General features: G+C 59.4%; 27 protein-coding genes. 5 read left to right on the forward strand and 22 right to left on the reverse strand.

Features of this window, described 5'->3' with window-relative positions; all coding sequences use genetic code 11:
* Positions 1–47: 47 nt before the first annotated feature.
* From minE to minC, 3 genes are all read right to left on the reverse strand, one after another.
* Positions 48–302: a cell division topological specificity factor MinE gene (gene minE, locus ACQ4OE_RS21910; RefSeq protein ID WP_003223146.1), complete on the reverse strand. Its 255-nt coding sequence runs from the start codon at positions 300–302 to the stop codon at positions 48–50.
* Positions 302–1,114: a septum site-determining protein MinD gene (gene minD / locus ACQ4OE_RS21915; protein ID WP_007913953.1), complete on the reverse strand. Its 813-nt coding sequence runs from the start codon at positions 1,112–1,114 to the stop codon at positions 302–304. Before minD ends, minE begins: the two co-directional genes overlap by 1 nt.
* 169 nt (positions 1,115–1,283) lie before the next feature.
* Positions 1,284–2,021, reverse strand: a complete 738-nt coding sequence (minC, locus tag ACQ4OE_RS21920; RefSeq protein ID WP_064391243.1) for a septum site-determining protein MinC — start codon at positions 2,019–2,021, stop codon at positions 1,284–1,286.
* A gap of 117 nt (positions 2,022–2,138) precedes the next feature.
* Between minC and ACQ4OE_RS21925 the strand changes: the two genes are divergently transcribed.
* Both ACQ4OE_RS21925 and ACQ4OE_RS21930 read left to right on the forward strand, forming a co-directional pair.
* Positions 2,139–3,071 (forward strand): lipid A biosynthesis lauroyl acyltransferase, encoded by a 933-nt coding sequence (locus ACQ4OE_RS21925; protein ID WP_430947894.1) that lies wholly within the window; start codon positions 2,139–2,141, stop codon positions 3,069–3,071.
* Positions 3,072–3,106: 35 nt separating this feature from the next.
* Positions 3,107–4,279 carry a patatin-like phospholipase family protein gene (locus ACQ4OE_RS21930; RefSeq protein ID WP_122594942.1) on the forward strand — a complete coding sequence of 391 codons (1,173 nt, stop codon included), beginning with the start codon at positions 3,107–3,109 and terminating at the stop codon, positions 4,277–4,279.
* Between the two features lie 90 nt (positions 4,280–4,369).
* Here the strand turns inward: ACQ4OE_RS21930 and ACQ4OE_RS21935 are convergent, their stop codons facing one another.
* The 8 genes from ACQ4OE_RS21935 to puuE all read right to left on the reverse strand — a co-directional run bounded on the left by ACQ4OE_RS21935 (position 4,370) and on the right by puuE (position 12,468).
* A complete protein-coding gene (locus ACQ4OE_RS21935) occupies positions 4,370–5,155 on the reverse strand; it encodes an outer membrane protein OmpK (RefSeq protein WP_430947895.1) in 786 nt (261 codons plus the stop codon).
* A gap of 373 nt (positions 5,156–5,528) precedes the next feature.
* Positions 5,529–6,314 (reverse strand): outer membrane protein OmpK, encoded by a 786-nt coding sequence (locus tag ACQ4OE_RS21940; protein WP_430947896.1) that lies wholly within the window; start codon positions 6,312–6,314, stop codon positions 5,529–5,531.
* 101 nt (positions 6,315–6,415) lie between these two features.
* Complete coding sequence (locus tag ACQ4OE_RS21945; RefSeq protein WP_430947897.1) at positions 6,416–7,774, reverse strand: nucleobase:cation symporter-2 family protein; 1,359 nt, start codon at positions 7,772–7,774, stop codon at positions 6,416–6,418.
* Positions 7,775–7,939: 165 nt separating this feature from the next.
* A complete protein-coding gene (locus ACQ4OE_RS21950) occupies positions 7,940–9,250 on the reverse strand; it encodes a urate hydroxylase PuuD (protein ID WP_122594938.1) in 1,311 nt (436 codons plus the stop codon).
* A gap of 51 nt (positions 9,251–9,301) precedes the next feature.
* The gene (locus tag ACQ4OE_RS21955; RefSeq protein ID WP_024012211.1) at positions 9,302–9,805 is read right to left on the reverse strand and encodes an ureidoglycolate lyase; all 504 of its coding nucleotides are present in this window, start codon (positions 9,803–9,805) and stop codon (positions 9,302–9,304) included.
* Positions 9,806–9,946: 141 nt separating this feature from the next.
* A complete protein-coding gene (gene alc, locus ACQ4OE_RS21960; protein WP_008080896.1) occupies positions 9,947–10,942 on the reverse strand; it encodes an allantoicase in 996 nt (331 codons plus the stop codon).
* A gap of 87 nt (positions 10,943–11,029) precedes the next feature.
* Positions 11,030–11,545: a 2-oxo-4-hydroxy-4-carboxy-5-ureidoimidazoline decarboxylase gene (gene uraD / locus ACQ4OE_RS21965; protein ID WP_430947898.1), complete on the reverse strand. Its 516-nt coding sequence runs from the start codon at positions 11,543–11,545 to the stop codon at positions 11,030–11,032.
* Positions 11,542–12,468, reverse strand: a complete 927-nt coding sequence (gene puuE / locus ACQ4OE_RS21970; protein WP_093441662.1) for an allantoinase PuuE — start codon at positions 12,466–12,468, stop codon at positions 11,542–11,544. The genes uraD and puuE overlap by 4 nt, the downstream gene beginning before the upstream one ends.
* Before the next feature lie 420 nt (positions 12,469–12,888).
* Here puuE and uraH point away from each other — a divergent pair, with 420 nt between their 5' ends.
* Positions 12,889–13,242 carry a hydroxyisourate hydrolase gene (uraH, locus tag ACQ4OE_RS21975; protein ID WP_008080901.1) on the forward strand — a complete coding sequence of 118 codons (354 nt, stop codon included), beginning with the start codon at positions 12,889–12,891 and terminating at the stop codon, positions 13,240–13,242.
* A gap of 127 nt (positions 13,243–13,369) precedes the next feature.
* Here uraH and ACQ4OE_RS21980 read toward each other — a convergent pair whose 3' ends face one another.
* The 4 genes from ACQ4OE_RS21980 to ACQ4OE_RS21995 all read right to left on the reverse strand — a co-directional run bounded on the left by ACQ4OE_RS21980 (position 13,370) and on the right by ACQ4OE_RS21995 (position 19,315).
* Positions 13,370–16,324 carry a hypothetical protein gene (locus tag ACQ4OE_RS21980; protein WP_430947899.1) on the reverse strand — a complete coding sequence of 985 codons (2,955 nt, stop codon included), beginning with the start codon at positions 16,322–16,324 and terminating at the stop codon, positions 13,370–13,372.
* Positions 16,325–16,510: 186 nt separating this feature from the next.
* The gene (locus ACQ4OE_RS21985) at positions 16,511–17,140 is read right to left on the reverse strand and encodes a LysE family translocator (protein ID WP_122594933.1); all 630 of its coding nucleotides are present in this window, start codon (positions 17,138–17,140) and stop codon (positions 16,511–16,513) included.
* 88 nt (positions 17,141–17,228) lie between these two features.
* Positions 17,229–18,578: an NCS2 family permease gene (locus ACQ4OE_RS21990; RefSeq protein WP_122594932.1), complete on the reverse strand. Its 1,350-nt coding sequence runs from the start codon at positions 18,576–18,578 to the stop codon at positions 17,229–17,231.
* Positions 18,579–18,868: 290 nt separating this feature from the next.
* Complete coding sequence (locus tag ACQ4OE_RS21995; protein ID WP_430947900.1) at positions 18,869–19,315, reverse strand: MarR family winged helix-turn-helix transcriptional regulator; 447 nt, start codon at positions 19,313–19,315, stop codon at positions 18,869–18,871.
* 82 nt (positions 19,316–19,397) lie between these two features.
* Here ACQ4OE_RS21995 and ACQ4OE_RS22000 point away from each other — a divergent pair, with 82 nt between their 5' ends.
* The gene (locus tag ACQ4OE_RS22000; RefSeq protein ID WP_430947901.1) at positions 19,398–20,564 is read left to right on the forward strand and encodes a PLP-dependent aminotransferase family protein; all 1,167 of its coding nucleotides are present in this window, start codon (positions 19,398–19,400) and stop codon (positions 20,562–20,564) included.
* 161 nt (positions 20,565–20,725) lie between these two features.
* On the opposite strand, the gene ACQ4OE_RS22005 is transcribed toward ACQ4OE_RS22000, so the two are convergent.
* The 5 genes from ACQ4OE_RS22005 to ACQ4OE_RS22025 form a co-directional block, all read right to left on the reverse strand.
* The gene (locus tag ACQ4OE_RS22005; protein ID WP_122594929.1) at positions 20,726–21,097 is read right to left on the reverse strand and encodes a glutathione S-transferase N-terminal domain-containing protein; all 372 of its coding nucleotides are present in this window, start codon (positions 21,095–21,097) and stop codon (positions 20,726–20,728) included.
* A gap of 104 nt (positions 21,098–21,201) precedes the next feature.
* Positions 21,202–21,747, reverse strand: a complete 546-nt coding sequence (gene folE / locus ACQ4OE_RS22010) for a GTP cyclohydrolase I FolE (RefSeq protein ID WP_003442011.1) — start codon at positions 21,745–21,747, stop codon at positions 21,202–21,204.
* 77 nt (positions 21,748–21,824) lie between these two features.
* A complete protein-coding gene (locus ACQ4OE_RS22015; RefSeq protein WP_430947902.1) occupies positions 21,825–22,382 on the reverse strand; it encodes a Smr/MutS family protein in 558 nt (185 codons plus the stop codon).
* 74 nt (positions 22,383–22,456) lie between these two features.
* On the reverse strand, positions 22,457–22,777 hold the full coding sequence (locus ACQ4OE_RS22020) for a hypothetical protein (RefSeq protein ID WP_007914024.1): 321 nt from the start codon (positions 22,775–22,777) through the stop codon (positions 22,457–22,459).
* A gap of 132 nt (positions 22,778–22,909) precedes the next feature.
* A complete protein-coding gene (locus tag ACQ4OE_RS22025; protein WP_122594927.1) occupies positions 22,910–23,500 on the reverse strand; it encodes a cysteine hydrolase family protein in 591 nt (196 codons plus the stop codon).
* Positions 23,501–23,738: 238 nt separating this feature from the next.
* On the opposite strand from ACQ4OE_RS22025, the gene prmB reads away from it, so the two are divergent.
* Positions 23,739–24,647, forward strand: coding sequence for a 50S ribosomal protein L3 N(5)-glutamine methyltransferase (prmB, locus tag ACQ4OE_RS22030; protein ID WP_122594926.1), 909 nt, complete (start codon positions 23,739–23,741; stop codon positions 24,645–24,647).
* A 42-nt stretch (positions 24,648–24,689) separates the two neighbouring features.
* Here prmB and ACQ4OE_RS22035 read toward each other — a convergent pair whose 3' ends face one another.
* Both ACQ4OE_RS22035 and ACQ4OE_RS22040 read right to left on the reverse strand, forming a co-directional pair.
* On the reverse strand, positions 24,690–25,481 hold the full coding sequence (locus ACQ4OE_RS22035; RefSeq protein ID WP_430947903.1) for a hypothetical protein: 792 nt from the start codon (positions 25,479–25,481) through the stop codon (positions 24,690–24,692).
* 99 nt (positions 25,482–25,580) lie between these two features.
* On the reverse strand, positions 25,581–26,534 hold the full coding sequence (locus ACQ4OE_RS22040; RefSeq protein ID WP_122594956.1) for an alpha/beta fold hydrolase: 954 nt from the start codon (positions 26,532–26,534) through the stop codon (positions 25,581–25,583).
* Positions 26,535–26,623 lie beyond the last annotated feature (89 nt).

The raw sequence follows: 26,623 nt of genomic DNA on the forward strand, positions 1-26,623 counted from the left end.
CCAACGAGGGAATGACCCTGAACCGCCGTCGTACCTGCCGGATCGACTCAGCGATCGGGCAGGGTGATGTTGAGTTCCAGAATCGAGCAACTGCCCTGGCTTTCCAGTGCAACATGTACGTCGTCGTTGCCGATGTTGACGTACTTGCGGATCACGTCGACCAGTTCCTTCTGCAAGGCTGGCAAGTAATCCGGCGTGCTGCGCTGGCCGCGCTCATGCGCCACGATGATCTGTAGACGCTCTTTCGCTACCGAGGCGGTACTTGGCTTTTTGTTGGCACGAAAGAAGTCAAAAAGGTTCATTACCTACCTCCAAACAGGCGCTCGAAGAATCCCTTCTTCTCGACATCGAGGAAACGGTGGGCTTTTTCTTTGCCCAGCAAACGGTCGACGGTATCGCTATAAGCCTGACCGGCATCGCTCTGGTCGTCGAGAATCACCGGTACGCCCTGGTTGGATGCCTTGAGCACCGCCTGGGATTCCGGGATCACGCCGAGCAGGGTTACCGAGAGGATTTCCTTGACGTCTTCAACGCCAAGCATCTCGCCCTTTTCAACACGCTCAGGGTGGTAGCGAGTGATCAGCAGGTGTTCCTTGATCGGGTCTTCGCCACGTTCGGCGCGACGCGATTTGCTCGCCAAAAGGCCGAGCATGCGGTCCGAATCTCGTACCGAGGACACTTCCGGGTTGGTCACGACGATCGCTTCGTCAGCGAAGTACATGGCCAGGTGCGCACCTTTCTCGATGCCCGCCGGGGAGTCGCAGACGACGAACTCGAATTGTTCCTTGAGCTCCATCAGGACTTTTTCCACGCCTTCGACGGTCAGCGCGTCTTTGTCGCGGGTCTGACTGGCGGCCAGTACGTAGAGGTTTTCCAGGCGCTTGTCTTTGATCAGAGCCTGTTGCAGGTTGGCTTCGCCGTTGACCACGTTGACGAAGTCATACACCACGCGGCGCTCGCAACCCATGATCAGGTCAAGGTTACGCAAGCCCACGTCGAAGTCGACGATCACTGTTTTGTGGCCGCGCAGAGCGAGGCCGGTACCGATAGCGGCGCTGGTGGTGGTCTTACCCACACCACCCTTGCCGGATGTAACCACGAGAATCTTGGCCAAGGTGTTTCACCCCTAAGGAAGAAGGACTTTTTAGCCCCTGAAAAACATCTCTTGAAAACTACTGCAGTCGGACAGCCTTGGCTGGAATTCGGCTTTTGGCCTTTTTCCTACTTCGTTTGAGCCGTTTTCGCTACGTTTTAGAGATGCTTGGAAAATGCGGCAGTATCCGTTAAAGCCGAATGATGTTCAACACGTCGCCCGATAGGCTGACCTGTACGCCCGAACCCCACATTGGGTCGCGACGCAAATCTTCGGAAACCTTGTAATGACCGGCGATGGAGATCAGTTCAGCGCTCAATTGCTGACAGAAAATCCGTGCCTTGGTGTCACCTTTCACGCCGGCCAGCGCCCGACCGCGCATCGGGCCGTATACATGGATGTTGCCATCGGCGAGAAGTTCCGCCCCCGGGCTGACCGAAGACACCACCACCAAATCGCCACCCTGGGCATATATCTGTTGGCCACCACGTACTGGCGTGGTGATGACGCGGGTCTGTTTGACGGTCGGCTCAGGCGGCTTTTCCGGCTTCTTTTTGACTTCGGCTTCGGCCATTTCCAGCGGTCGCTCACGGGCACCGGACGGCGGCAGCACGGGGATGTCGATGGCGATGGCGGCGGCGATGTCTTCGATGCGGCTGGCGCGGATTGCCAGGGTGCGCAGGCCATGTTGGCGACACACGCGCATCAGGCCCGGCAGATCGACCGCACCTTCGCCCGGCGGCAATTTGTCCAGCGCCAGAACCAGCGGCGCGTTGCTGAAGAAATTCGGCGCCTGCGCAACTTTGGCGGCCAATTGCCGATCGAGGCTGTCGAGGTCGTTACGGGCCAGTTCCAGCACGGTAATGGCCAGCATGCTGCCCTTTAGCTGGAACACGGGATCTTGGTCTAACGGTTCGGTTTTGCTCATGTCGGCATACAACGGCTTGTCACTAAAAGTGCCGAGACTTATAACGAGAACGCCCGCAGGCCGCAAGCCGGGTCGAACGATGTAGAATGCGCGGCCACTGAATTTACGGAAGCTTTAATGGATCGCCCGCGTTTTCGAAAAGCATTTCTTGCTCCACGCTTCTGGCCGCTCTGGTGCGGCTTGGGGCTGTTGTGGCTGATCGTGCAGCTGCCGTATCCGGCCTTGCTGACCATCGGTCGAGTTTTGGGTGCAGTGATGTATCGCTTCGCCGGCGACCGGCGGCGCATTGCCAAGCGCAATCTGGAGTTGTGCTTCCCGGAAAAATCCGCCGCTGAGCGCAAACGCCTGCTCAAGGAAAATTTCGCCTCCACCGGAATTGCCTTTTTCGAGATGGCGATGAGCTGGTGGTGGTCGCGCAAACGCCTGGCGAAACTGGCCCACGTCGAAGGCCTCGAGCATCTGCAAAAAGCCCGGCGCGAAGGCAAGGGTGTGATTCTGATGGCGGTGCATTTCACCACGCTGGAAATCGGCGCGGCATTGCTTGGCCAGCAGCACACCATCGACGGCATGTACCGCGAACACAAGAATCCGTTGTTCGACTACATCCAGCGTCAGGGCCGTGAGCGGCACAACCTCGATTCGCTGGCGGTGGAGCGTGACGACGTGCGCGGCATGCTCAAGTTGCTGCGGTCGGGACGGGCGATCTGGTACGCGCCGGATCAGGACTACGGCGCCAAGCAAAGTATTTTCGTGCCGCTGTTCGGCATTCCGGCGGCGACCGTGACCGCGACCACCAAGTTTGCCCGTTTGGGTAAAGCGCTGGTGGTGCCGTTCACGCAGGAGCGTCTGGCCGACGGCAGCGGTTATCGTCTGGTCGTGCATCCGCCGCTGGAGGACTTCCCGGGCGAGACCGAAGAAGCTGACTGCATCCGCATCAACCAGTGGGTCGAAGGCGTGCTGCGTGATTGCCCGGAGCAGTATTTGTGGGCGCATCGGCGCTTCAAGAGTCGGCCACCGGGCGAGTCGAAGCTGTACGCCAAGCGCGGTTGATTGACCCATCCCTTTAAGCACCCTGGAGTGTTGCGATGAGCCCAGCTGAACCGGTCACAGGTTTGATTCTTTCTGGCGGCGGGGCTCGGGCGGCGTATCAGGTGGGGGTGCTGGCGGCGATTGCCGAATTGCTGCCGTTGGGCGCGGACAATCCGTTTCCGGTCATCGTCGGTACCTCCGCCGGGGCGATCAACGCGGTCAGCCTCGCCAGCGGCGCCACGGATTTTCGCGCCGCCATCGAACGCCTGACGCTGTTCTGGCAGGGCTTTCGCAGCCATCGCGTGCTGCGCAGTGACTGGCCCGGCGTGATCCGCCAGGCCAGCCGTTTTGTCAGCCACAGCCTGCTCGGCCTCGGTCGGCATTTGCCGGTGGCGCTGCTCAACAGTTCGCCGCTGCGTGAACTGCTCAATGAAAAACTGCACATGCCCGGCATCGCCGAGTCCATCGCGCGCAAGCAATTGCATGCGGTGGCGGTGACCGCGTTCGGCTACGAATCGGGGCAAGCGGTGACGTTCTATCAGGGCGGCGGCACGATCGATTCATGGCTGCGGCATCGGCGCATTGGTGTGCCGACGCAATTGTCGGTGGACCATTTGCTCGCCAGTTCGGCGATTCCGCTGTTGTTCGCGCCGGTGAAAATCGGTGATGAATATTACGGTGATGGTGCGGTGCGGCAATCGGCGCCGATCAGCCCGGCGCTGCATCTGGGCGCCAGTCGCGTGCTGGTGGTGGGTGTTAGCGGCAACCCGCGCGGGTTTGATCCGCAGCAGCCGCTGGAGCGCACCTACACGGGGCAGCAGCCGACGCTAGCGCAGATCGGCGGGCACATGCTCAACAGCACGTTCATTGACAGTCTGGAGAGCGACATCGAGTTGTTGCAGCGTCTCAACCAGTTCAGCCATCTGATGCCTCCCGGAACGCCGACCCGCGAGTTGGGCGTGGCGCCGGTGGAGGTTTTGGTGATTTCGCCGAGTCAGCCGATCGATGAGATTGCGGCGCGGCATCGTCAGGAATTGCCGGCGGCATTGCGTTTGTTCTTGCGTGGGCCGGGGGCGACGAAGACGAGCGGGGCGGGGGTGTTGAGTTATCTGTTGTTCGAGGCGGGGTATTGCAGCGAGTTGATCGATTTGGGGCGACGGGATGCGTTAGCCAAGCGTGCAGAGTTGTGCCGGTTTTTGGGTATTAGTGAAGCGGTGACTTCGGCCTGAAATTGGCGCTGGGGCATTCGCGAGCAGGCTCGCTCCCACATTGGAACTCGGTCGAATGTGGGAGCGAGCCTGCTCGCGAAGCTTTCAAGATCAGAAGTGGAACTTCACCAGGAAGTTGGTCACGCTCTGATTGGTCTTGAACGCACCGGTGTCGTCGATGCCGTACTTGTCTTTCCAGTAGTCGTATTCAACACCGACATACAACTGCTTCTCGCCAAAACTCAACGCTTTGCCCAAGTCGTATTTGACCTGTGGGTTGAAGTGCAGGTTGGCGTGGTAATCGCCCTTGGAGTTGGAATCGTTGTCGGTCACCCAGTCCATGTAGCCGTCGATCAGGATGTCCGACTTGCCGACCGGGATGGTGTAGGACCAGACCGGGGTGATCTGCCAGACGTTGTCACCGGCACGCGGGCCTTCGGTGTGGCGCTGGTAGAAGTTCAACTGGAAGTAGTCGAAGCCCGGGATGGCCAGGTCGAAGCCTGGACCGATCAGGTAGGACTCGGTGTCACCTTCGCCGAACTCGTAGGTCATTGCCAGCAGGACATCTTTGATCGGGCCGAACTCGATCTTCTGGTCGAGCACCTTGCCCAGCGAGATGCGCGGGCTGAACTCACCGTAGTAGGTATTCGGACCGTTGCTGAAGTCCTTGCCACCGTTGTAGAAGATCTTGTCGAAGAAGAAGAAGTTGTCGCCGTACGTCCACGCATCGGCGTGTTCGAAGGTGACGGTCTGCTGGATGCGCGGGTTGACCTGGAAGTCCTTGCCATACAGATAGGTCAGGCTGTTGTTCTGCCACTGCAGCAGGCCCTCGGCCATGGCCTGGCCGCCGGCCAACATCGATCCCGCGAGCATCAGGCTGGTGCACATACGTTTCATTCGGTTGCTCCCAAAGTAGGTGTTCCACGTTTATTTTTTTAAGATCGGCGCTCTGGTGTGGCGCCTTTTTTCGTTGCTGCAAAAGTCATCCGATTGGTCAGCTTTCATGCTGTTAGCAAGAGCTGGGCCAAGGCTTTTCGAAAAGCAAAAAAACGCCCGTCGGCTGCAAAAAAACAGTCGATTGAGCGTGTTTTCGGGATGCCTCGGTACTGACCGGGGCCGGGATAAGTTGGCCCGTCGGTCAGGAATTAAATCCGGGCTTTTTTTTAGACCGAATTCAAGAGGCCGCGGAGAATACTGACTCCTCGGCCAGCTCTCAAGTGCCCCGCAACAGAGCACCGACGACAGGTATGGAGCACGGTTGCGGGCCATCTTAAAAGTGCACCTTCACCAGCAGGCTGGCGGTGTTCTGATTAGTGTCGAAATTGTGGGTGTTTTCGATGCCGTATTTGTTCTTCCAGTAGCTGTATTCGGTGCCGACGTACAGCTGCTTCTGACTCCAGCCCAAGGCTTTGCCGAGGTCGTATTTGATCTGCGGATTGATGTGCAGGTTGGCGTGGTAGGTGCCGCGCGAGTTCTCGTCGTTGTCGACCACCCAGTCGAGGTAGCCGTCGATCAGCACATCGGAATTGCCCAGGGGAAAGCTGTACGACCAGGCCGGGGTGATCTGCCAGACACCGTCGCCGGGGCGCGGGCCTTCGGTCTGGCGGCGATAGAAATTCAGGGTGACGTAGTTGAAGCCGGGCACCTTGAGGTCGAAGCCGGGGCCGATCAGATAGGCTTCGCTGTCGCCTTCGCCGTATTCATACGTCATGGCGAGTAGAACGTCTTTGATCGGGCCGAACTCGAGTTTCTGGTCGAGGATCTTGCCGAAGGACAGGCGTGGGCTGAATTCGCCGTAGAAAGCGTGGGGGCCTTTGTTCGCATCTTCTTTGCCGTTGTAGAAGATCTTGTCGACGAACAGGAAGTTGTCGCCGTACTGCCACTTGTCGGCGTGCTCGAAGGTCAGCGTTTGCTGAATCGACGGGTTGATGGCGAAATTCTTGCCATACAGATAGCTGAGGCTGTTGGTTTGCCACAGCAGGAGATCGCCGGCCATGGCTTGACTCGCAGCCAGCAGGCCACCGCTTAACAGCACATTTGTCTGTGTACGAATCATCTGTTGCTCCCTCTTGTTTTTATTGTTTGAGGCGCAGAGCTGTTGCTGCCCCTTGTGGCAGCGAGCAGGCTCGCTACAACAAGGGGATATCCGTGTTGCTGTTAGTGCTGGTGTGCGTGGCAGTCGTTGATCGCCGCGCGCTCTTTGCCGCCGAGAATGTTGAACAGCAGGTTCAGCGTCAGCGCGCTGAGCGTTGCCATGGCGATGCCGCTGTGAGTAATCGGGCTCATCCACATTGGCAGATGGGCGAAGAACTCAGGGCGCACCACCGGGATCAGGCCCATGCCGATGCTCACCGCCACCAGCAACTGGTTGCGACGGTCGCCGATGTCGGCTTCCTGAAGAATCTTGATGCCGGTGGCGGCGACCATGCCGAACATCGCAATCGCTGCACCGCCGAGAACGGCCGGTGGAATCGAGGCGACGAGGAATGCCGCTTTCGGCAGCAGGCTGAGGACGATCAGCAAGCCCCCGGCCACGATGGTCACCGAGCGGCAGCGCACGCCGGTCATCTGCACCAGGCCGATGTTCTGCGCGAACGAGGAGTGGGTGAAGGTGTTGAAGAAACCGGCGACAAACGAAGCGCTGGCATCACACAGCAGGCCGCGTCGCAGCATGCGTGGGCAGACTTCCTGGCCGGTGATCTTGCCCAGCGCGAGGAACATGCCGGTGGATTCTACGAAGATGATCACGACTACCAGACACATCGACAGGATCGGCGCGAGTTCGAATTTCGGCATGCCGAAATGCAGCGGGGTGACGAATTGAATCCATGGCGCGTTGGCCATGCCACTCAGGTCGACCATGCCGATCGCGCCGCACAGGATGTAGCCGAAGCACATGCCGATCAGTACGGAAATATTGACCCAGAAACCGCGCATGAAGCGGTGGACCAGCAGAATAGTGCCCAACACCAGAGCGGCGATGGCGAGATAAATCGGTGAGCCGAATTGTGCAGCATCGACGCCGCCACCGGCCCAATTCACGGCCACGGGGAACAGCGATAAACCGATCGAGGTGATGACCGTGCCGGTCACCAGAGGCGGGAAGAAGCGTACGACCTTGGACATGAACGGCGCGATGATCATGCCGAAGAAACCGGCGGCGATCGTGGCACCGAAGATGCCTTGCAGGCCGATACCGGGCATGCCGGCCATGGCGACCATGCTGCCGACTGCGGCAAAACTGGCGCCCATCATCACCGGCATGCGAATGCCCATCGGGCCGATGCCCATGGACTGGACGATGGTGGCGACACCGGCGACCAAGAGGTCAGCGTTGATCAGGAAGGCAATTTCTTCACGACTCAGGCCAGCGGCCTGTCCAATGATCAGCGGCACCGCGATGGCACCACCGTACATCAGCAGAACATGTTGCAAACCGACCAGGATCAGTTGCAAAAGGGGCAATCGCTGAATGGCGGGTGCGTCGGGGATGCGCGCTTTGGACAGCTCGGACATGCAACACCTCGGATCTTTTTATTCTTGTGATTAACAGCTGCCGGGTTGCTCACAGCTGTTTCTTTGCATCAGGTAAAACGCATTAAGGCGATTCGCGAGCAGGCTCGCTCCCACAGGAAATGCGCGATCTCTGTGGGAGCGAGCTGGCTCGCGAAGTTTTACGGCTTAGTTGGTCTGGGCTCCCTGCACAATCCAGGCGCCGATCAGGTCACGTTCCTGCTGGGTCATCTGCGTGATGTTGCCCAGTGGCATGATCTGACTGGTGACCGCTTGTGCCTGAATCCGCGCCGCGTTCTGGCGGATTTGCTCAGGGGTGTCGAACATCACACCCGCTGGTGCAGCGCTGAACAACGGGCTGGTTGGCTTGGCCGAGTGGCAAACCGCGCAGCGTTCTTGAATCACGCTGTGCACTTTGTCAAAGCCAGGGCCTGCGTTGGAGGCTTGCGCCGGTGCTGCTGCGGGTTCGGCAGGGGCTGCCGGTGCCGCTTCAGCGGGTTTCGCGCCACCGCCCAGTGCCGTTTCAGGCAGCGGTTGGTACTCGATTTTTGCCGGAGCCTTGGCCACTTCCGGCGCGGTCGACATCGGCGTTGGGCCGGTGACGTAGGCCAGGGTGATCATGCCCACCGCTGCCACTGGCAGGGTCCAGGCAAACTTGTGGCTGTCGTGACGGGTGTTGAAGTAGTGACGCACCAACACGGCCAACACCGCGATCCCGGCCAAGATCAACCAGTTGTACTGGCTGCCATAAGTGCTCGGGAAGTGGTTGCTGATCATGATGAACAGCACCGGCAGGGTGAAGTAGTTGTTGTGACGTGAACGCAGCAAGCCTTTGGCCGGCAGCGCCGGATCCGGCGTACGGTTCTCGGCAATCGCCGCAACCAGTGCACGCTGCGCCGGCATGATGATGCGGAACACGTTACCGACCATGATCGTGCCGATGATCGCGCCAACGTGCAGGTACGCACCACGACCGCTGAACACTTTGCTGAAGCCATATGCCGCGCCGATGATCAGCACGAACAGGATGAAGCCCAGCAGAGCAGGGCGTTTGCCCAGGGCCGAGTCGCACAGGAAGGAGTAGATGAACCAGCCGATAAACAGCGAGCCGATACCGATGGCCACGCCTTCAGGGCCGCTCAGTGTGCTGCCCGGAGCCAGCAGGTAGAGCGTTGGGTTGGAGTAGAACACCACGCACAGCAGCGCGATACCCGACATCCAGGTGAAGTAGGCTTCCCATTTGAACCAGTGCAGGTTGTCCGGCATGGTCGGTGGAGCCAGTTTGTATTTTTCGAGGTGATAGATACCGCCACCGTGGATCGCCCACAGGTCACCGGCCAGGCCGGTTTTCGGGTTGACGCGGTTGAGGTTGTTCTCCAGCCAGACGAAGTAGAACGACGCGCCGATCCAGGCCACGCCAGTAATCATGTGAACCCAGCGCACGCTCAGGTTCAGCCATTCCAACAGATGTGCTTCCACAGTCTTTACCTCTCGCCTGTCACTCTTGTTGTCGAGTGATCAGACCTTCTCTTATTGGTGGGGGGCGAGGATCAAACGCTCATCCTCTTTGAAAAAATGCTCATCGCAGTTATTGCCTGTGCCACTGCGATCAACCACCAGGAAGTCATCCCGCTTTTCGATCGTCAGCACCGGATGGTGCCAAACGCCGCGATGGTAATTAATGCCCTGCCTGCCGTTGGTGACGAAGGCGCGGACCAAGCCTGATACAGGTTCATCGCCAACTGGCGCGACCACGATCAGAAAGGGGTTGCCGAGCAGCGGTATGAAAGCCTGGCTGCCCAGCGGATGGCGTTCCAGCATGCAAACGGTCAGTGGCATGTCCTGCGCGTCGGCGCGGAAGATGCTGATGATCGCGTTGTCCTCAGGCTGAGCGGTTTCGACCGTCGCCAGTTTATGGAAGCGCATGGTCGAACCGTTGTTGATCATGAAGTGATCGCTGCCGTCGGTTTCGATCACGTCACCGAAAGGGGCGAAGGCTTCTTTGGTCAGCGGTTCAATCGTTAGTGTGCGCATGCTGTTCTTCTTTTCGTTGAGTGATCGTTCCCACGCTCCGCGTGGGAATGCAGCCCGTGACGCTCCGCGTCACATCCAGAACGGACGCAGAGCGTCCAGTGATGCGTTCCCACGCAGAGCGTGGGAACGATCAGTGCGGCGTTATTTAGCGACCTTGCCGAGAACGCGCAGGCGGCTCACACCACCGTCCGGGAACACGTTCAGGCGGATGTGGGTGATCGGGCCCAGTGCCTTGATCTGCTCGACGAAGGTGTGCTCGGCGTGCATTTCCAGTTTCTGGCTTGGCAGCAGATCGCGCCAGAACAGCGACTGGGTTTCGATCTGGCTGTCCGTACCGCCCTTGACGAACGCGCCCTGGATCGAGCAAGTGTCCGGGTAGTTGCCTTTGAAGTGCAGGGTGTCGACGACGATCTTCTCGATCTCGCCCGGATGACCCAGCGCGACGATCACCCAGTCATTACCCGGCGTGCGACGACGAGCAGTTTCCCAGCCGTCGCCCATGTTGATGCCACGGCCCGGGTTGAGGATGTTGCTCATGCGGCCGAAGTGTTCGTCGGAGCAGGCGAGGGCGCGGCCACCGTTGAGGGCTGCTGCCAGATCGACTTGCTCGTTGTCGCCAACCGCCGACCAGTCGCGATGCGGCACACCGTACACGCGCAGACGGGCAACACCGCCGTCCGGGTAGATGTTGAAGCGCAGGTGGCTGAACGCTTGGTCGTTGCTGATTTCGTGGTAGTGGTGGCTGTTGCCCTGCAGCTCGACGGCCGACAGCACTTCAGTCCACTGGGTGTTTTCATCAGGCTCGCCCGAGGCCAGGAAGCAGGCTTCCAGCGAGGCCGATGGCGGGAAGTTGCCGGTGAAGAATGAAGTGTCGATGTCCACGCCTTTGATCGAGCCCGGTACGCCCAGACGGATCACCGCGCTGTCGAAGCCTTCGAAGCGCTTGCGGCGCGATTCCCAGCCGTCCATCCACTTGCCGTTGTCATCGAACACGCCCTCCTTCCATACGGCCGGGGTCGGTTGGAACAGACGATTGGCGTCTGCGAACCAGTCATCGGTGACCGAGATGATTTTGGTGCCCAGACGGGCATCGGCCAGGTTGACGAACTTCTCGAAAGGTACGGCGTAAGCTTTCATTCTTCTTGTCTGCCTTTAAATAAGTGGCTGGGGATGCTTGCAAGACCCTGGGTACTCTCCGCGTTTGATGTACTCGGGTCAGGCTCGCTATAGGGTCAGTAAACGGAACAGGGCGATCTTGTTGATCTCCGCCAGCGCGCATTTGAACTCGGTATCTTGCGAGTTGTGAATGCGCGTTTCGAACGCCGCGAGGATCTGATGCCGATTGCTGCCTTTTACCGCCATGATGAAGGGAAACTTGAACTTGGCCTTGTAGCCGTCGTTCAGCTCGGTGAAGCGCTGGAACTCTTCGGCCGTGCATTGGTGAATACCGGCGCCAGCCTGTTCATTGGTGCTGGCTTCGGTCAGTTGGCCCTGGACGGCCGCTTTGCCGGCCAGGTCCGGGTGAGCGTTGATCAGTGCCAGTTGACTGGCGTGATCGGCGCTCAACAGGATGTCGCTCATGCGCTGGTGCAGGGTTTCGATCTCGTCGATCGAAGCGTCCGCGCCGAGGTCGTAGGCCTTCTCGGCCACCCATGGCGAATGTTCGTAGATGTCGGCGAAGGCTTTGACGAAAGCGTCGCGGCTCAGGGTCGACGGTTGCAGGGTTTGAAAGCGGCTCATTTCGCGGCCTCTTGGTACGGGTGGGTTTCGTGCCAGTGACGCGCGATGTCAACGCGACGGCTGAACCACACCTGTTCATGACTTTTGGCGTATTCGATAAAGCGTTTGAGCGACGCGAGGCGACCCGGACGGCCGATCAAGCGGCAGTGCAGACCGATCGAAAGCATCTTCGGCGCTTCGGCGCCTTCGGCGTAGAGCACGTCGAACGCGTCTTTGAGGTATTCGAAGAAGTCGTCACCCTTGTTGAAACCCTGCACTTGGGTGAAGCGCATGTCGTTGGTGTCGAGGGTGTAAGGAATCACCAGATGCGGCTTGCCGGTCGGGTTGTTCGGTTCCCAGTAGGGCAGGTCGTCATCGTAGGTGTCGCAGTCGTAGAGGAAACCGCCTTCTTCCATGACCAGACGACGGGTGTTCGGGCCGGTGCGGCCGGTGTACCAGCCCAGTGGGCGCTCACCGGTGATTTCGGTGAGGACGCGGATCGCTTCGAGCATGTGCTCGCGTTCCTGCGCTTCGTCCATGTACTGATAGTCGATCCAGCGGTAGCCGTGGCTGCAGATTTCGTGGCCGGCATCGACCATCGCGCGGATCACATCCGGGTGGCGCTGCGCGGCCATGGCGACGGCGAAGATGGTCAGCGGAATGTCGAATTCCTTGAACAGTTTCAGGATCCGCCAGACGCCGGCACGGCTGCCATACTCGTAAAGCGATTCCATGCTCATGTTGCGCGCGCCTTGCAGCGGCTGAGCAGCAACCATCTCGGACAGGAAGGCTTCGGATTCTTTGTCGCCGTGCAAAATGTTGCGCTCGCCGCCTTCTTCATAATTGAGTACGAAGGACAGGGCGATGCGGGCATTGCCCGGCCAGTGTGGGTGAGGAGGGTTACTGCCGTAACCGATCAGGTCGCGTGGGTAGTCAGCGCTCACTGCAGTTTCCTTCTTGTTCGTTGACAGATGGGTGTGGCGGCCTGGCAGGCTGGCGTCACAGCGATGGGCTGATTGTATACAACTTCAATCGCAATTTGTAAGCCTGAATTTTCGCATTTTTCACCGGCTGTCATCTTTTACGGGGATAGCCGTCAACCTGCAAGAAACCTGCCTGATCAGTCAGCTAATGGATCGGAGGTTCACTGATCAGGCGCTTTACCGGCCTATCCGTGGTAAATGCCCGGATGGCGGGGGTGACGGAAAAAATGTCGTTTTTATTGTGTACAATTTTTTTGAAAAGTGTCTTAATCAATCGCTCGCCGCAGCTTTTCGTGCTCCGAATCGGTGCGGTCTCCTTTTTATCTGACTTCGGGAGGCGCGAGGTCTGACTGCTTCCACGCAGGCAGGCGCGCAGAATCAATGGGACGTTTGACAACACACGTTTTGGACGCTGCACACGGTTGCCCGGGCAGTTCGATCAAGGTCGAGCTGTACCGCGTTGAAGGTTCGCAACTGGAATTGGTCGCCAGTGCCGTAACCAACAGCGATGGCCGGGTCGATGCACCGCTGCTGCAAGGCGATGACTATCGCACCGGCGTTTATCAGGTTCAGTTCCATGCGGGCGATTACTACCGCGCCCGTGGCGTGCAGTTGCCGGAACCGGCATTTCTGGACGTGGTGGTGCTGCGCTTCGGCATCTCTGCCGAACAGGATCACTACCACGTGCCTTTGCTGATTTCACCTTACAGCTATTCCACGTACCGGGGCAGCTGACCCCCAAGCAGCTGCCCCCACCGGGAAGCGACTGCGCATATAGCTTCTTTGGTCTTTCGCCCGCTCACACTGCGGGCTTTTTTTTGTGCGCAGTTTTGGTGCCGTGGTGATGCTCGGGCCTCGCTGATCAGATCATTGGAATGTCGTCCCTGACCATGAACACCGTCTCCATGCCTGCCGTTTGCTGAATCCCGCCCTTAAGCCAGATCACTTTGCCACCGGCGTCGGCGTCCAGCAGCACTTGCGAAGCCGGCTCGCCAATGCGGTCGATCAGTGTGCTCGCCGTGCGTGGATCAGGCGTCAGCGGCAGCGGGATGAAGTTTTCGCGGATGCGATACAGGCTCAGGAAAAATACCCGGTCATGCCCCTCGCGCGTGAACACCAGCGCCGGCCAGGCGTTGCCGCCGTTGGGCTGGATCACGCTGTATCCCGTGCGCCTGAGCATGTCCGCCATGTACACCTTGAAGTTGAGTCCGCCGGGATGCGCGAGGAAGTAGTCGTAATCGGAGCGGTAGTAATTGACCTCCAGATCGATGCGCGTCAGGTCACCGCTGACTTTGTCCGGTATCACCAGTTTGCGAACGGCCTGGCCGCTTTCCGGGGTGATCGGCAGGGTGGGCAGCATCAGCAACGGTTCGGCCAGTTCCGCTCGTGAGGCCGGATTACCCACCCGCCAGTCGTTGAAGGTTTGCCGCAGGGCGGTCAATCCGGCACCCGTGGTGGTTGTGGAGCCGTTGGCCAGAATGAACTGGTGCCTCGCGACATTGTGCAAGGTGATCGAAGAGAAGACCGGGAAGAAGTCGGCAACCGAGGCCGTCATGGATTTTTCGAAGGCCATGAAGGGGTCGATTTTCCAGGCATTTTCCGGTGGCACACGGATCGCACCGCGCGGTTGATGGTGCTTGTTGATGTGCAGCACCGTTTCCAGTGTGTCGAAACTGCGGGCCGGATGGGCCGGGTCGTCGATGTAGACAATCAAGTCATCGGTTGCCCGTGGCAGTAACGCATGGCGCTCGCCTTCGACGGAAATCGAGTGGGGTGGCGACGCTTCCACCGGAATGTCGCGATTGGCCAGCGTGGCTTGCGTTGGCCGAGTGGCCTGCGAAGGGTACGCATCAAGTTCCGGTAAAGGCTGCTGGCCGGGCTTTCTTGCCGCTTTAAGTTCAGGGGCGGAAACGCGGTAAATAAAAAAGTCCGTCTGCCTGGCTTCGGTGAGATGGACGCCCCCGACGAGCCAGTTCAGCGTGTTGCTTTCGTGTGCCTCGACCACCACCTGATGAGTTTCGTGACCTAGATAAGTGCGCATGGATTGTGAGTAAAGATCCCTCGGCAAGTCGTAGGCAAGGTGACGGGTCGAGGTGTTGCGCAGGGTCATGAAATAGGTTTGATCGGCTCGCCTCAGCACCAGCGTTGCACCCGCGCTTTGCGCAGAAGGGGGGAAAACCTCGTAACCGCAGCGTGTCAGCAGGGTTTGATAGGTCTGCCGGATCAGCATTTGGTTCACGCCTTGGTGAAAGGTTTGCCATTCGTCATGACGCAATTTGAAGTCGACGCGGTGCGCTGCCTGAGCATGGTCGACCAACGGCAGGTACAACGTGCGCCATCCGGACACTTCGCCGCTATGAAACACCGGGAGCAATTGCAGCGGATCGTTGAGGTTCCCGAGCGCAGCAGCGGCGCTGCTGTCCGTCGACGGCGCGCCCCTCCATCGGGCCAGGGTGTTTGAGAGGTGCAGCAAGCCATTGGCCGTCATTTCATTGGAGGGAAAGGTGCTTTCGAACAAACCTCGGGCGAGTGTCCGAGCGGTGACTTCGGTGAAACTGTCGAAGCTCTCCGCGATGCTTTGCGTCAGCGGTTTGTCGAAGATCGGCCCGGTGACGTGCCATTGCGCGGTGGGTACATCCGTTGAGTTGGAAGCCGGGGTGCTCACCTGCGACACGGCGCGAACGGGTTGTCGCCAGGGTTGAGCAATGAGCATGCCTTCAAATGAATCAAACCCTTCAGGAAAGGTAAATGGACGAATCACCGCCACGTCCGCCGACGAGCCGGGCAGGGTTCGGTAGTGCTGCCCACCGATCTTGATGGACCCGGAAAGACTCGGCTCGGCCTCTCCCCACGTGCGCCACAGATCCGGGTTGAGGCGGGGCCTGTTGCCGCGTTGCGCTGGGTTGCCTGGCGATCGGCTCGGTGGCTCGAGGCGTACGCGTTTGCTTGGCCCGGTATCCATCGAGGGAGGCGCGGGGCGCTTGACGGTGTCTTTAGCTTGGGGTTTCTCTTGCCACAGCGAGGTGCCTTCAATGCGCTCAAGCAGCGGACCTTTGGCATTTGGATTGGTCGCGCTGATGGCTCGAATGTCACCACTGCGGTGGGTGGTCACCATTACCACGCCGCCGTCCTTGATGCGGGCATACCTTCTGTTGGCGTTTCCTCGCACGCTCCACGACGTGCCATCGGCATCAGGCTCGGTGAGAAAGGCCTGCTGATATACGGAAATTTCGAGCTTCTTCAATGGCACCGGCGCGGGCGGCGAAACGGGGATGTTCCAGTCAGCAGCGGCCGGTGGTGTGGCGTCGGCGGGTGTTTGCCATTTCGACGTGCCGTCGACGCGCGTCAGTACCAACAGATCCTGATGGGGCGACTGGCTCGCCAGGACAAACTGACCTTGACCGTCGGTGCGGATACTGGTCACGCCCAGACCTTGCACGTCGGCATACAGCGTGCTGCTCGAATCGACGAACAGACCGGTATCGCCGAGGGGCATGCGGTCGCGGGCGCTGTCGGCACCGAGCACCACCAGGTCAGGCGGAACGTTCGGAGAATCGGGGCTGGTCAGGTCGACGACGATCACTTCTGCGGGGCTCGCCGGTTGGGTGTCGAGCGTTGTGCCAGCCTGGGTCGGGTCGACGGGGCGCTCACTGCCGGGCTGAAGAATGCCGGGCAGATCCGGGCGCGGAATGATGGGTGTCGCGTCTGGCGTAAGCCTGGGAGGCACGATGTTGACGGTATCCGGCGTGACGGGTGTGCCGCTGCCAGGCGTCGTGGGGGTGTGGGTGCCAGGGACTGGCTTTGGAGGTTTATACACGGTAACTCTCCGATCGTTGATCGCTTGTCTGGGCCGTCGGCGAAACGCTCGCCGGGGGATGGCCGGAGATGCTAGCGATGGATCAGCGGGGGAGAGGCATACATATATATTGCGTGGTTACGGGGTATTGCGAGGCATGAGCGGGTGATTGCCCTCGCCAGCAATTCTGGCGAGGGCTGCGGCGGATCAGTGGCTGCTCAGCAGCGAAACACCGCCAGCGGTGCCGAACAGCGCAGCACTGATGCGGTTGAACCAGCTCTGGCCCTTGCCGCTGCGCAGATAACGCGCGGCACCGTGAGCGCCGAGGCCGTAGGTCAATTTGCACAACAAATCGAGCACGGTCCAGGTTGCAATCATGATCAACAGCTGTGGCAGGAACGGCTGCTCGGCGCTGAGGAACTGCGGCAGAAACGCGGCGAAGAACAGAATGTCTTTCGGGTTGCTCGCGCCCAGTACGAAGGCTCGGCCAAACAGTGCACGGAAGCGCGGTACTGCGGCAGCTTGCGGCACTTCAGCGCCGGTCGATGGCTGGCGCGATTGCTGCCAGCTCTGCCAGGCGAGGTAGAACAGGTACAAGGCGCCGACGATTTTCAACGCGCTGAACAGTTGTTCCGAGGCCAGCAGCAAAGCGCCCAGCCCGAGCGCCGAGGCACTGAGCAGGCAGATCGACGCGGTCACGCCGCCGAGAAATGCCGGATAAGAACGGCGCAATCCGTAATTCAGACTGTTGCTGATCATCAGCAACGACAGCGGCCCCGGAATCAGGATCACCACCAGTGCAGCACCGCTGAACAGCAGCCAGGTTTCCAGACTCATCACTTTCCTCCTTTTTGTTGTATTGAAAAATGCACAAAAGCCCCACCCGCAAGGGTGAGGCTGTTTTGAAGCCTGAACCGCTTAGCGCTTACAAGAAGATGAACTTGGCGATGAAGATCGCGCAGAGCACCCACAGGCTGACGGAAATTTCCTTGTACTTGCCAGTGCCGGCCTTCAACGCCACGTAAGTGATGAAGCCCAGCGCGATGCCGTCGGCGACCGAAAAGGTCAGTGGCATCATGATCGCGGTGACGATGGCGGGGATGGCGTCAGTGGCTTCGTCCCACTCGATGTGGGCCATGCCGCCCATCATCAGCATCGCAACGTAGATCAATGCACCGGCGGTGGCGTAGGCCGGAATCATGCCGGCCAGCGGTGCGAAAAACATTGCCGCTATAAATAGCACACCTACGGTGACTGCGGTAAGACCAGTCCGACCACCAGCGGCCACGCCGGCAGCACTTTCTACATAGCTTGTTACTGGAGGAACACCGACCACGGCGCCGAACACGCTGGAGGCACTGTCGGCTTTCATTGCGCGGGAAAGGTTTTCGATGCGACCGTCGGCGTTGACCAGATTGGCGCGCTGGGCGACGCCCATCAGGGTGCCGGCGGTGTCGAACATGTGCACAAAGAGGAACGCCAGGACCACGCTGATCATGCTGACGTTGAACACGCCGGCCACGTTCATCGCCATGAAAGTTGGCGCCAGACTGGGTGGCGTCGACATGATCCCTTCGTAATGCACGATGCCCAGGCCCCAACCGGCCAGGGTCACGGTGATGATGCTGATGAGGATTGCGCCGAATACGCGGTGGTAGCTGAGGATCGCGATCATCAGGAAGCAGATGGCGGCGAGGAGCGGGCCAGGTTCACGCAGGGAGCCGAGCTTGATCAGTGTCGCTGGACTGTCGACGACGATGCCGGCGGTTTTCAGACCGATCAGACCGAGGAACAGACCGACACCGGCGCCCATCGCAAAGCGCAGGCTGACCGGAATACTGTTGAGCAGCCATTCGCGAATCCGCGAGAACGTCAGGATCATGAACAGCACACCGGAGACAAACACCGCACCGAGCGCGGTTTCCCAGTTGTAGCCCATGGTGCCGACCACGGTGTACGTGAAGAACGCATTGAGGCCCATGCCCGGCGCCAGACCCACCGGCCAGTTGGCGTACAGGCCCATCAACAGGCAGCCCAGCGCAGCGGCGATACAGGTGGCGACGAAGGCTGCACCGTGATCAATCCCGGCATCGGCCATGATGTTCGGGTTGACGAAGATGATGTAAGCCATGGTGATGAAGGTTGTCAGACCGGCAATCAGCTCGGTCTTCACCGTGGTGCCATGCAAGCTGAGTTTAAACAGACGTTCCAGCAAGCCACCGCGTATTGGTGGCGAGAGATCCAGCGTCGATGCTTCGGATTTGCGGCTTTCCACAGCGAGTACTCCTCAAGAGTTTTATTGTTATTTCCAGGGCCGGACCCATGAGGGGTGGCAGCGGCCCTTTGAGGCATACGCGAATTTGTTGACCATGCGGTCAGGAACTCGCACGCTGTGGATTATGCTTTTGTGTACAAATAAAGCAAATATTGTTTTTGGTTTTGTTTACGAAAGTACCGTCGATAGGGATATATCGCCCTTGAGCGCACCTTCCCGAGCAAGCTCGCTCCAACATCGGAATGCGGTCAAATGTGGGAGCGAGCGTGCTCGCGAAGAGGCCGTCCCATTCAATCGAGCACTGCCTGACTGTTCCCCAACGCCAAATTCACCGCCAACCACCCATTCACAGCCGCCTCCCCAGCCTCGGCAAACACCCGCTCCAGCAATTTCACCTGCTCACGCCGCAGCGCCTGCTCGAACTTAGCGCCTTCCGCCGTCAACTCGAGCAACCGCTTACGCTTGTCGGCCTCCGACGCCACGCTGTCGACCAGGTGCATCTCCTGCAACTGGCGCAACGGCATGTTCAACGCCTGTTTGCTCACGCCCAGCAATCCGAGCAACTCCTTCACACTCAGATTCGGATAGCGCGCGATAAAAAACACAATGCGTTGGTGCACCCGGGAGAGGCCGCGGCGCTCGAGCATTTCGTCAGCCTTGGCGGTGAACGCCTGATAGCCGAAGAAAAACGCTTCCATCGCTTGTTGTTGGCTGGATGGGTTTTTAAGGTCAAGCATGTTGACGTACTCGCTCAAGCTGTCGTAATTTCAGTCAACCAGTTTGACTCATTTTTCATCCGCCTCGCTACCGGTGACCCCTATGGCTTTTTCCGAACGTGTTTCGCGCCTTAAAAGTTCTCTGATCCGTGAAATCCTCGCCGCCGCTCAGCGTCCCGAAGTGATGTCGTTCGCTGGCGGCTTGCCGGCCGAAGCCATGCTGCCGAAAGTCGAGTGGGCTGAGATGCCGCTGGCGCTCGGCCAATACGGCATGAGTGAAGGCGAACCGGCGTTGCGCGAAGCGTTGGCGGCGGAGGCGAGGGCGCTCGGCCTGGAATGTCAGGCGAGTCAGGTTCTGGTGGTCAGTGGTTCCCAGCAAACCCTCGATCTGGCGGCCAAGCTGTACATCGACAAGGGCACGGAGATCCTGCTCGAAGCGCCGACTTATCTCGCCGCGCTGCAAATATTCCAGTTGTTCGGCGCCGATTGCCTGACCGTAGCGCAAGAGTCCGATGGTCCGAACCTGGCGCAGTTGCGTAGTCGTCTGGAGCAACATCGTCCGGCGTTCATCTACCTGATCCCGACGTTCCAGAACCCATCCGCCGTGCGCTACAGCGAAGCCAAACGCGCAGCGGTTGCCGCGTTGCTCGACGAGTTCGGCGTCACACTGATCGAAGATGAACCGTACCGCGAACTGACCTTCGACGGCGGCAGCGCCAAACCGATTGCCGGACGCTTGCAGAAATCCAGCTGGATCTACACCGGCACCGTGTCGAAAACCCTGCTGCCGGGGCTGCGCGTTGGTTACCTGATCGCCAGCCCGGATCTGTTCCCGCATCTGCTCAAACTCAAGCAATCGGCGGACTTGCACACCAACCGCATCGGCCAGTGGCAGGCGCTGCAATGGATCGGTACGGAGAAATATCAACAGCATTTGAGTGAATTGCGCGGGTTCTACCGCCAGCGCCGGGATGCATTTCAAGCCGCGCTGGAAACGCATTTTTCTGATTTGGCCGACTGGAACATGCCTCAAGGCGGGCTGTTTTTCTGGCTGACGTTGAAGCAACCGCTGGACACGCGAACCTTGCTCAACGAGGCGTTGGCCAATGACGTAGCGTTTATGCCGGGTGAACCGTTCTTTCCAGAGCCAGATAACCATCACGGGCATTTGCGCCTGAACTTCAGCCACATCGATCCGGCGCGACTGGATGAAGGGTTGAAGCGATTGGCGGCGGTGGTGCGCCGGGCTCAGCTAGAGAAAGCGGCGTGAAAACAAATAAACCGGCTCATGGGCCGGTTTATTTTTGTCTGGAATTTGAGGCGGCTGAGAGGGCCTCTTCGCGAGCAGGCTCGCTCCCACAGTGGAAATGCATTCCAAAGGGTGGGAGCGAGCCTGCTCGCGAAGGCGTCAATCAGCCCACCACATAATCATCAGACTGCCGCGAAGCGTTTATCCAGATAATCAATAATCACCTTCGACTCATACATCCACGTCGTCTGCCCATTCTCTTCAATGCGCAGGCAAGGCACTTTGATCCGGCCGCCCTGTTCCAGCAGCGTCTGACGATCCTGCTCGTTGTTTTTCGCATCCTTCAGCGCTACCGGCACATTCAAACGACGCAAAGTACGGCGGGTTTTCACGCAGAACGGGCAGGCGTGGAACTGGTACAGGGTCAGATCCTTCGCGGAGGCATCTACTTGAGCCTGGGCAGCGGCGGGGCGTTTTTTCTTGCCCGGACGGGTGATGAAGTCGATGAAGATAACCAGTTGGCCGAGGCCGACACGAAGCGCTTTGACGAACACGTTGAAAGCCTCACGGTGCAGATTGAGAAAGGCGCGCAGCTTACCCGATTTTTCACGGACGAAAAAAAACCGGCGATGAATGCCGGTTTTCTTCGTGCTGCAGATTACTTGATCAGGCTGAGAAACTCGCTGCGGGTCGCTGCGTTTTCACGGAACTCACCGAGCATCACCGAAGTGATCATCGACGAATTTTGCTTCTCGACACCGCGCATCATCATGCACATGTGCTTGGCCTCGATCACCACGGCCACGCCCAGCGCGCCGGTCACTTGCATCACTGCATCGGCGATCTGGCGGCTGAGGTTTTCCTGAATCTGCAGGCGGCGGGCGTACATGTCGACGATCCGTGCGACCTTGGACAGGCCCAGCACTTTGCCGCTCGGGATGTACGCAACGTGCGCCTTGCCGATGAACGGCAGCAGGTGATGTTCGCACAGCGAGTACAACTCGATGTCCTTGACCAGCACCATTTCGCTGTTGTCGGAGCTGAACAGGGCACCATTGGTGACCTCTTCGAGCGTCTGTTCATAACCGCGGCAGAGGTACTGCATGGCTTTGGCGGCACGCTTTGGCGTGTCGAGCAGGCCCTCGCGGGACACGTCCTCGCCCAATTGGCCGAGAATCGCGGTGTAATTCTGTTCCAGGGACATGAAACTACCTGTGGGGATTTTCGCAAAGGGCAAGGGTACGGTGGCGGACACAACCCTGCAAGTTCGGTGTAACGCGATTATTCGTCGCGGCCTTCCATCATGGTGCGTTTGAGCATCACGTAAACCGCACCGGCGCCGCCATGTTTCGCCTGGCACGAGCAGAAACCGAGGACCTGCGCATGCTGGCGCAACCAGGTGTTGACGTGGCTTTTGATCATCGGGCGTTTGCCGTCCAGACGCACGGCCTTGCCGTGGGTGACGCGCACGCAGCGGATTTCGAATTTGGTCGCTTCGGCCAGAAAGGCCCACAAGGTTTCGCGGGCCTTTTCCACGCTCATGCCGTGCAGGTCGAGGCTGCCTTCGAACGGAATCTGGCCGACCTTGAGCTTGCGCATCTGGCTTTCCTGCACGCCGTCGCGGGACCACATCAACTCGTCTTCCGGACCGACGTCGATCACGAACTGATCGGACAGACCATCAACCGTGGTGGCATCGGTGCGCACAGTGGCGGACTGGCGCAGCTTGGCGATCTGTGCGCGGTCAGCCTTGGGTTTGCCGGTGTCGGCGCGATCGTGCTTGATCGGTTTGACGCCGCGCAACTCGTTTTTGAACAGGGAAAAATCGTCGTCTTGCATGTCAGCCTCCGCGAAGGGCGGCCAGTTTACCCAAGTCGAAACAAAACGGCCCGGCAAAAAGCCAGGCCGGTGATTCAGTCGTGTTTTTTCATCAAGTGCGGGGACATGTTCAGTTCCCGCGATTGCCGTGCGCGACGGCGGCAACGGCGCCACAGGGCGACACCGAAATACAGAAACAGCAAACCGACCGCCAGAATGATCGCCGAGCCCATTGGCGTAGCGTTCAAGTCACCGAGTGCCGGTGGGCGCCCGAGCAGGCTGGCCGCCCCGGCCATCGCCAGCAGCACGCCGAACGTTGCCAGAATGGCCGCGATCGCCGCGCCGAATCGAAATCGCCAGTTGCTTTGGCCTTTGGGCCGCAAGCGGCGTGCGTCAAATCCATCGGATAACTTCATTCCGACCTTCCTCAATGGGTATCGGCCCTTCGACCGGGAGTTGACCGGGTTGTTCCTGAGGCTATGGCATTTGCGGCAAATGAGAGGATTTTGCGGATGAGCGGCGCTTGAGGCCGCCCATCAGCGCGCGAATCAGATCAGATCTTGAGTCAAGGCGAGGGTGGCGAAGTTGTCGGCCATGATCGCCATTTCGGCTTCCTGCACGACTTCGGCGCTGAGCACGCGGCCCTTGAACGGCAAGTCGCGAGTGGCGCAGGCGTCTTCAACCAGTGTGCAACGGAAGCCCAGGTTCTTCGCCGCGCGCACGGTGGTGCTGACGCTGGAATGACTCATGAAACCGCAGACGATCAGGTCCAGCGAGCCGAGGTTTTGCAGACGATCCAGCAACTCGGTGCCATGGAAGGCGCTCGGCAGCAGTTTGCCGATAATGGTTTCATCACCTTGCGGCTCGAGGCCGGGGATGAATTCGCCGCGTTCGCCTTGGGGGTCGAACAGGCCACCGACGGTGCCGAGATGACGCACGTGCACGATCGGCCGACCGGCTGCACGGGCTGCGGCAACCACTTGTTTGATGTTCGCGACGGCCGCGTCCATGCCGCTCAGGGCCAGCGGGCCACTGAGATACTCTTTCTGGGCATCGATGATGACCACGGTGGCATGGCTCAGTGTGGCCGCTGCGTAACCGCGACCGCTGAGTTGAAACATCGTTTTTGGAACGGACATTCTGGGGCTCCTTGGGGTGGGGCTTTTGCGACATTGTCCTCTGGCTGAGCGGTTCTGTGAATCGCTACCATCGTAGGCACCGTCGTTACTGGCCTGCAGCCTTGTCAAGTTACACGTTCTGTTCAATAGCCGGTGCAAAAAACAGAAAACTCCTACCGTCGCCCGGCTGATTTTCCTGCGTCGTCGTGGCGCGTTTTGGCTGTTAGAATCGCCAGTCGTTTTTTCTGGAGTTTGCCCCGTGATCACTTCCCGACTTCGTACCCTGCGCGACCACATCCGTTGGGCCGTCAGCCGCTTCCATGGGGAGGATCTGTTTTTCGGCCATGGCACCGACAATGCCTGGGACGAAGCCCGGCAACTGGTGCTCGGTGCGTTGCACCTGCCATGGGAAATCGCCGACAGCTACCTCGATTGCGCGCTGGAAGACGACGAACTGGTCAATCTGCAGCGCCTGCTCAAGCGCCGCATCGAAGAACGCATTCCGACCGCTTACCTGTTGGGCGAGGCGTGGTTCTGCGGCATGTCGTTCATCGTCGACGACCGTGTGTTGATTCCGCGTTCACCGATTGGCGAGCTGATCGAAAACCACTTCGCGCCGTGGATCGGCACCGAGCCTGCTCGCATTCTCGACCTTTGTACCGGTTCCGGCTGCATCGGTATTGCCTGCGCTTACGAGTTCGAGAACGCCGAAGTGGTACTGGCCGACCTGTCGTTCGAAGCGCTGGAAGTCGCCAACCAGAACATCGAGCGTCATGGCGTCGATCAGCGCGTTTACACGGTGCAGGGCGATGGTTTCGATGGCTTGCCGGGTCAGCGTTTCGACCTGATCGTGTCGAATCCGCCTTACGTGGACGCGGAAGATTTCGCGGACATGCCAGACGAATATCAGCATGAGCCGGAGCTGGGCCTGGCCTGTGGCGATGATGGTCTGAACTTGGTTCGGCGGATGCTCGCTGAGGCGGCGGATCACTTGACCGAGAAGGGCTTGCTGATCGTTGAAGTGGGCAACAGCCAGGTGCACGTTGAAGCGTTGTACCCGGAAGTCGATTTCGCCTGGCTCGAATTCGAGCGCGGCGGACATGGCGTGTTCATGCTGACCGCAGAGCAGTGCCGCGATCATCAGGCCCTGTTCGCTTCCCGCGTCTAATCGGCCGATTGTTCCCACGCGGAGCGTGGGAACGATCAGCCCTCAGCGGTGCGTGGCAATCCAGATCAACAACCCCGCCTGAAACACCGCAAACGCCACCAGACAGGTAATCGTGAAACGCAACCCGGCGTCTTCACGCTTGAACTTGCTGACCTTGTCTTCCTGCTTCTTCAGCTTCACTTCCTGCTCGGCCAGATTCTGCTCGGCCTGCTGCAGCATCTGCGCCGCTTCGAGAATCTCGACGATCTGCAGCTTCTCGCTGTTCCAGTCACCGAGCAAATCGCCGACCTGCACTTCCTTGACGCTGCCCTTCAAATGCTGGGCATCGGCGTACACCACATCAAACCCGTGCACGCGCAAAAAGTGATCGCGACGCAGACGGGTGTCTTCGTTCAGCGCATCCTTGTTGTTCAAGTCGATGCCGTCGACGGTGTAAGTCGGCCAACGCTTTTTCGCCCAATTGATGCCTTGTGCGGCCATGTAACGGCCGATGCCACGGTTCATCGGTTCGATCTGCAGGCCGCTGTCGGGACCGAAGTGCACCCGCTTGGTGGTGTGATCGACCCACACATCCAGCTGATTCTGCTCTTTGCGCACACGCTGGCCGGGCAGTTTGATCGCCATGCGCATCAGGCTTTTTTCTTTGCTGTTGCGCTCGGCATAGCCGAATTCGACAAAGCGCAAAGGTCGCCCGCCAGTGTTGCGGTCGGTTTGCAGCGGGGCCAAACGGAGCATCTTGTGGTGCTCGACGTGGACATCCGCCCACGGCAGCTCGGCCGCTGGCGGTGCGTCTTTTTCAGCGGTGGTGTCGGGTGAAGTCTGGGTATCAGTCATAACGGCGAGATCCTGTCCAAGCCCTGCTTGTCGCCAGCCATTGCGCTGGCGACAAAGGCTTATCGGCCGTTTCCTGCAAGACTAGAGGGCAAACAACGGTTAACTGGCGCGAAGTCCGCCAATAAACTCGATGATCTTCGCGCCGAGTTCTGCCGCCAGTGGCAAATTCGGATCCTTGTACGAGGCCAATTGCCGCTTCATATCGTTGTGCACGATGCGCATGACGTGGTTCATGCCTTCGATCACCACCAGTTCGGCGTCCGGTTTGGCGGCCTTGAGCAGCTTCGCGTCCTCGGTGCCGACCTGAATGTCGTTGCTGCCCTGAACGATCAGTGCCGGCATTTTCAGTTGCGCAAAGGCTTTTGCCGGATCCTGGCGGAACAGCGAGATCAGATAAGGCTGCACACTCGGGCGGAAAATCACCTGCAACGGTTGCGGCACATTGTCATCGGTGTGGCCGGCCTTGAGGCTGTCGAGCAGTTCGTTGCTGCGCAGCATCAGCGGCGGCGGCAGGCTGCGGGCCAGTTGTTCGCGGATCACCTGATCGACCGGGCGGGCGCTGCCGGACAGGGAAATCACCGCCGCTGCATCCATTTTTGGCGCGGCGAGGCTGGCGATCAACGCACCTTCACTGTGGCCGAGGACAATCAGCTTGCCAAATCGCGGATCAGCCTTGAGCTTCTGCCCCCACGCCACCGCATCCGCCGCATAGGCTTCCACCGACAAATTGCGCTCATCCGGCGTCGCCGCCAGGCTCGCGGCCACGCCGCGTTTGTCGTATCGCACGCTGGCGATATTGTGTTTGGCCAGCACCCACGCCAGCCGTTTGAGACTGTCGTTGCGCCCGCCGTCGGGGTTGTTTCCGTCACGATCCGTGGGACCCGAGCCAGACAGGATCAGGACAACCGGCACCGGACTGTCGGATTTCGGCAGCAACAGCGAGCCGAAAAGCTCACCGGTGCCGGTATCCAAAGTTACCGGGCGTTGTAGGACCGTCGCTTGGGCAAAGCCCGTAAACAGGGTAAGACTCAAGATCAAAACTCGCAGCATCATCACGCCATCATTCGCCAAGGTGCCGGTTGGACTCGCCAGCACCACTAAGGTTCGAGGATGAACTACTCGGTTAGCCTGCGTATACTGGC

Origin of the sequence: Pseudomonas sp. WC2 (genome assembly GCF_050586545.1) — a bacterium.
Taxonomy (GTDB): Bacteria; Pseudomonadota; Gammaproteobacteria; order Pseudomonadales; family Pseudomonadaceae; genus Aquipseudomonas.

Coding starts and splice junctions, on each gene's coding strand:
- ACQ4OE_RS21995 (WP_430947900.1), bottom strand. CDS start 19,315: ATGCTTGACCTTAAAAACCCATCCAGCCAACAACAAGCGATGGAAGCG.
- ACQ4OE_RS22040 (WP_122594956.1), bottom strand. CDS start 26,534: ATGATGCTGCGAGTTTTGATCTTGAGTCTTACCCTGTTTACGGGCTTT.
- ACQ4OE_RS22035 (WP_430947903.1), bottom strand. CDS start 25,481: ATGACTGATACCCAGACTTCACCCGACACCACCGCTGAAAAAGACGCA.
- ACQ4OE_RS21935 (WP_430947895.1), bottom strand. CDS start 5,155: ATGAAACGTATGTGCACCAGCCTGATGCTCGCGGGATCGATGTTGGCC.
- ACQ4OE_RS22020 (WP_007914024.1), bottom strand. CDS start 22,777: ATGAAGTTATCCGATGGATTTGACGCACGCCGCTTGCGGCCCAAAGGC.
- ACQ4OE_RS21940 (WP_430947896.1), bottom strand. CDS start 6,314: ATGATTCGTACACAGACAAATGTGCTGTTAAGCGGTGGCCTGCTGGCT.
- ACQ4OE_RS22000 (WP_430947901.1), top strand. CDS start 19,398: ATGGCTTTTTCCGAACGTGTTTCGCGCCTTAAAAGTTCTCTGATCCGT.
- alc (WP_008080896.1), bottom strand. CDS start 10,942: ATGAAAGCTTACGCCGTACCTTTCGAGAAGTTCGTCAACCTGGCCGAT.
- uraD (WP_430947898.1), bottom strand. CDS start 11,545: ATGAGCCGCTTTCAAACCCTGCAACCGTCGACCCTGAGCCGCGACGCT.
- ACQ4OE_RS22015 (WP_430947902.1), bottom strand. CDS start 22,382: ATGCAAGACGACGATTTTTCCCTGTTCAAAAACGAGTTGCGCGGCGTC.
- ACQ4OE_RS21930 (WP_122594942.1), top strand. CDS start 3,107: ATGAGCCCAGCTGAACCGGTCACAGGTTTGATTCTTTCTGGCGGCGGG.
- ACQ4OE_RS21985 (WP_122594933.1), bottom strand. CDS start 17,140: ATGAGTCTGGAAACCTGGCTGCTGTTCAGCGGTGCTGCACTGGTGGTG.
- minC (WP_064391243.1), bottom strand. CDS start 2,021: ATGAGCAAAACCGAACCGTTAGACCAAGATCCCGTGTTCCAGCTAAAG.
- ACQ4OE_RS21955 (WP_024012211.1), bottom strand. CDS start 9,805: ATGCGCACACTAACGATTGAACCGCTGACCAAAGAAGCCTTCGCCCCT.
- minE (WP_003223146.1), bottom strand. CDS start 302: ATGAACCTTTTTGACTTCTTTCGTGCCAACAAAAAGCCAAGTACCGCC.
- ACQ4OE_RS22025 (WP_122594927.1), bottom strand. CDS start 23,500: ATGTCCGTTCCAAAAACGATGTTTCAACTCAGCGGTCGCGGTTACGCA.
- ACQ4OE_RS21925 (WP_430947894.1), top strand. CDS start 2,139: ATGGATCGCCCGCGTTTTCGAAAAGCATTTCTTGCTCCACGCTTCTGG.
- ACQ4OE_RS21945 (WP_430947897.1), bottom strand. CDS start 7,774: ATGTCCGAGCTGTCCAAAGCGCGCATCCCCGACGCACCCGCCATTCAG.
- uraH (WP_008080901.1), top strand. CDS start 12,889: ATGGGACGTTTGACAACACACGTTTTGGACGCTGCACACGGTTGCCCG.
- folE (WP_003442011.1), bottom strand. CDS start 21,747: ATGTCCCTGGAACAGAATTACACCGCGATTCTCGGCCAATTGGGCGAG.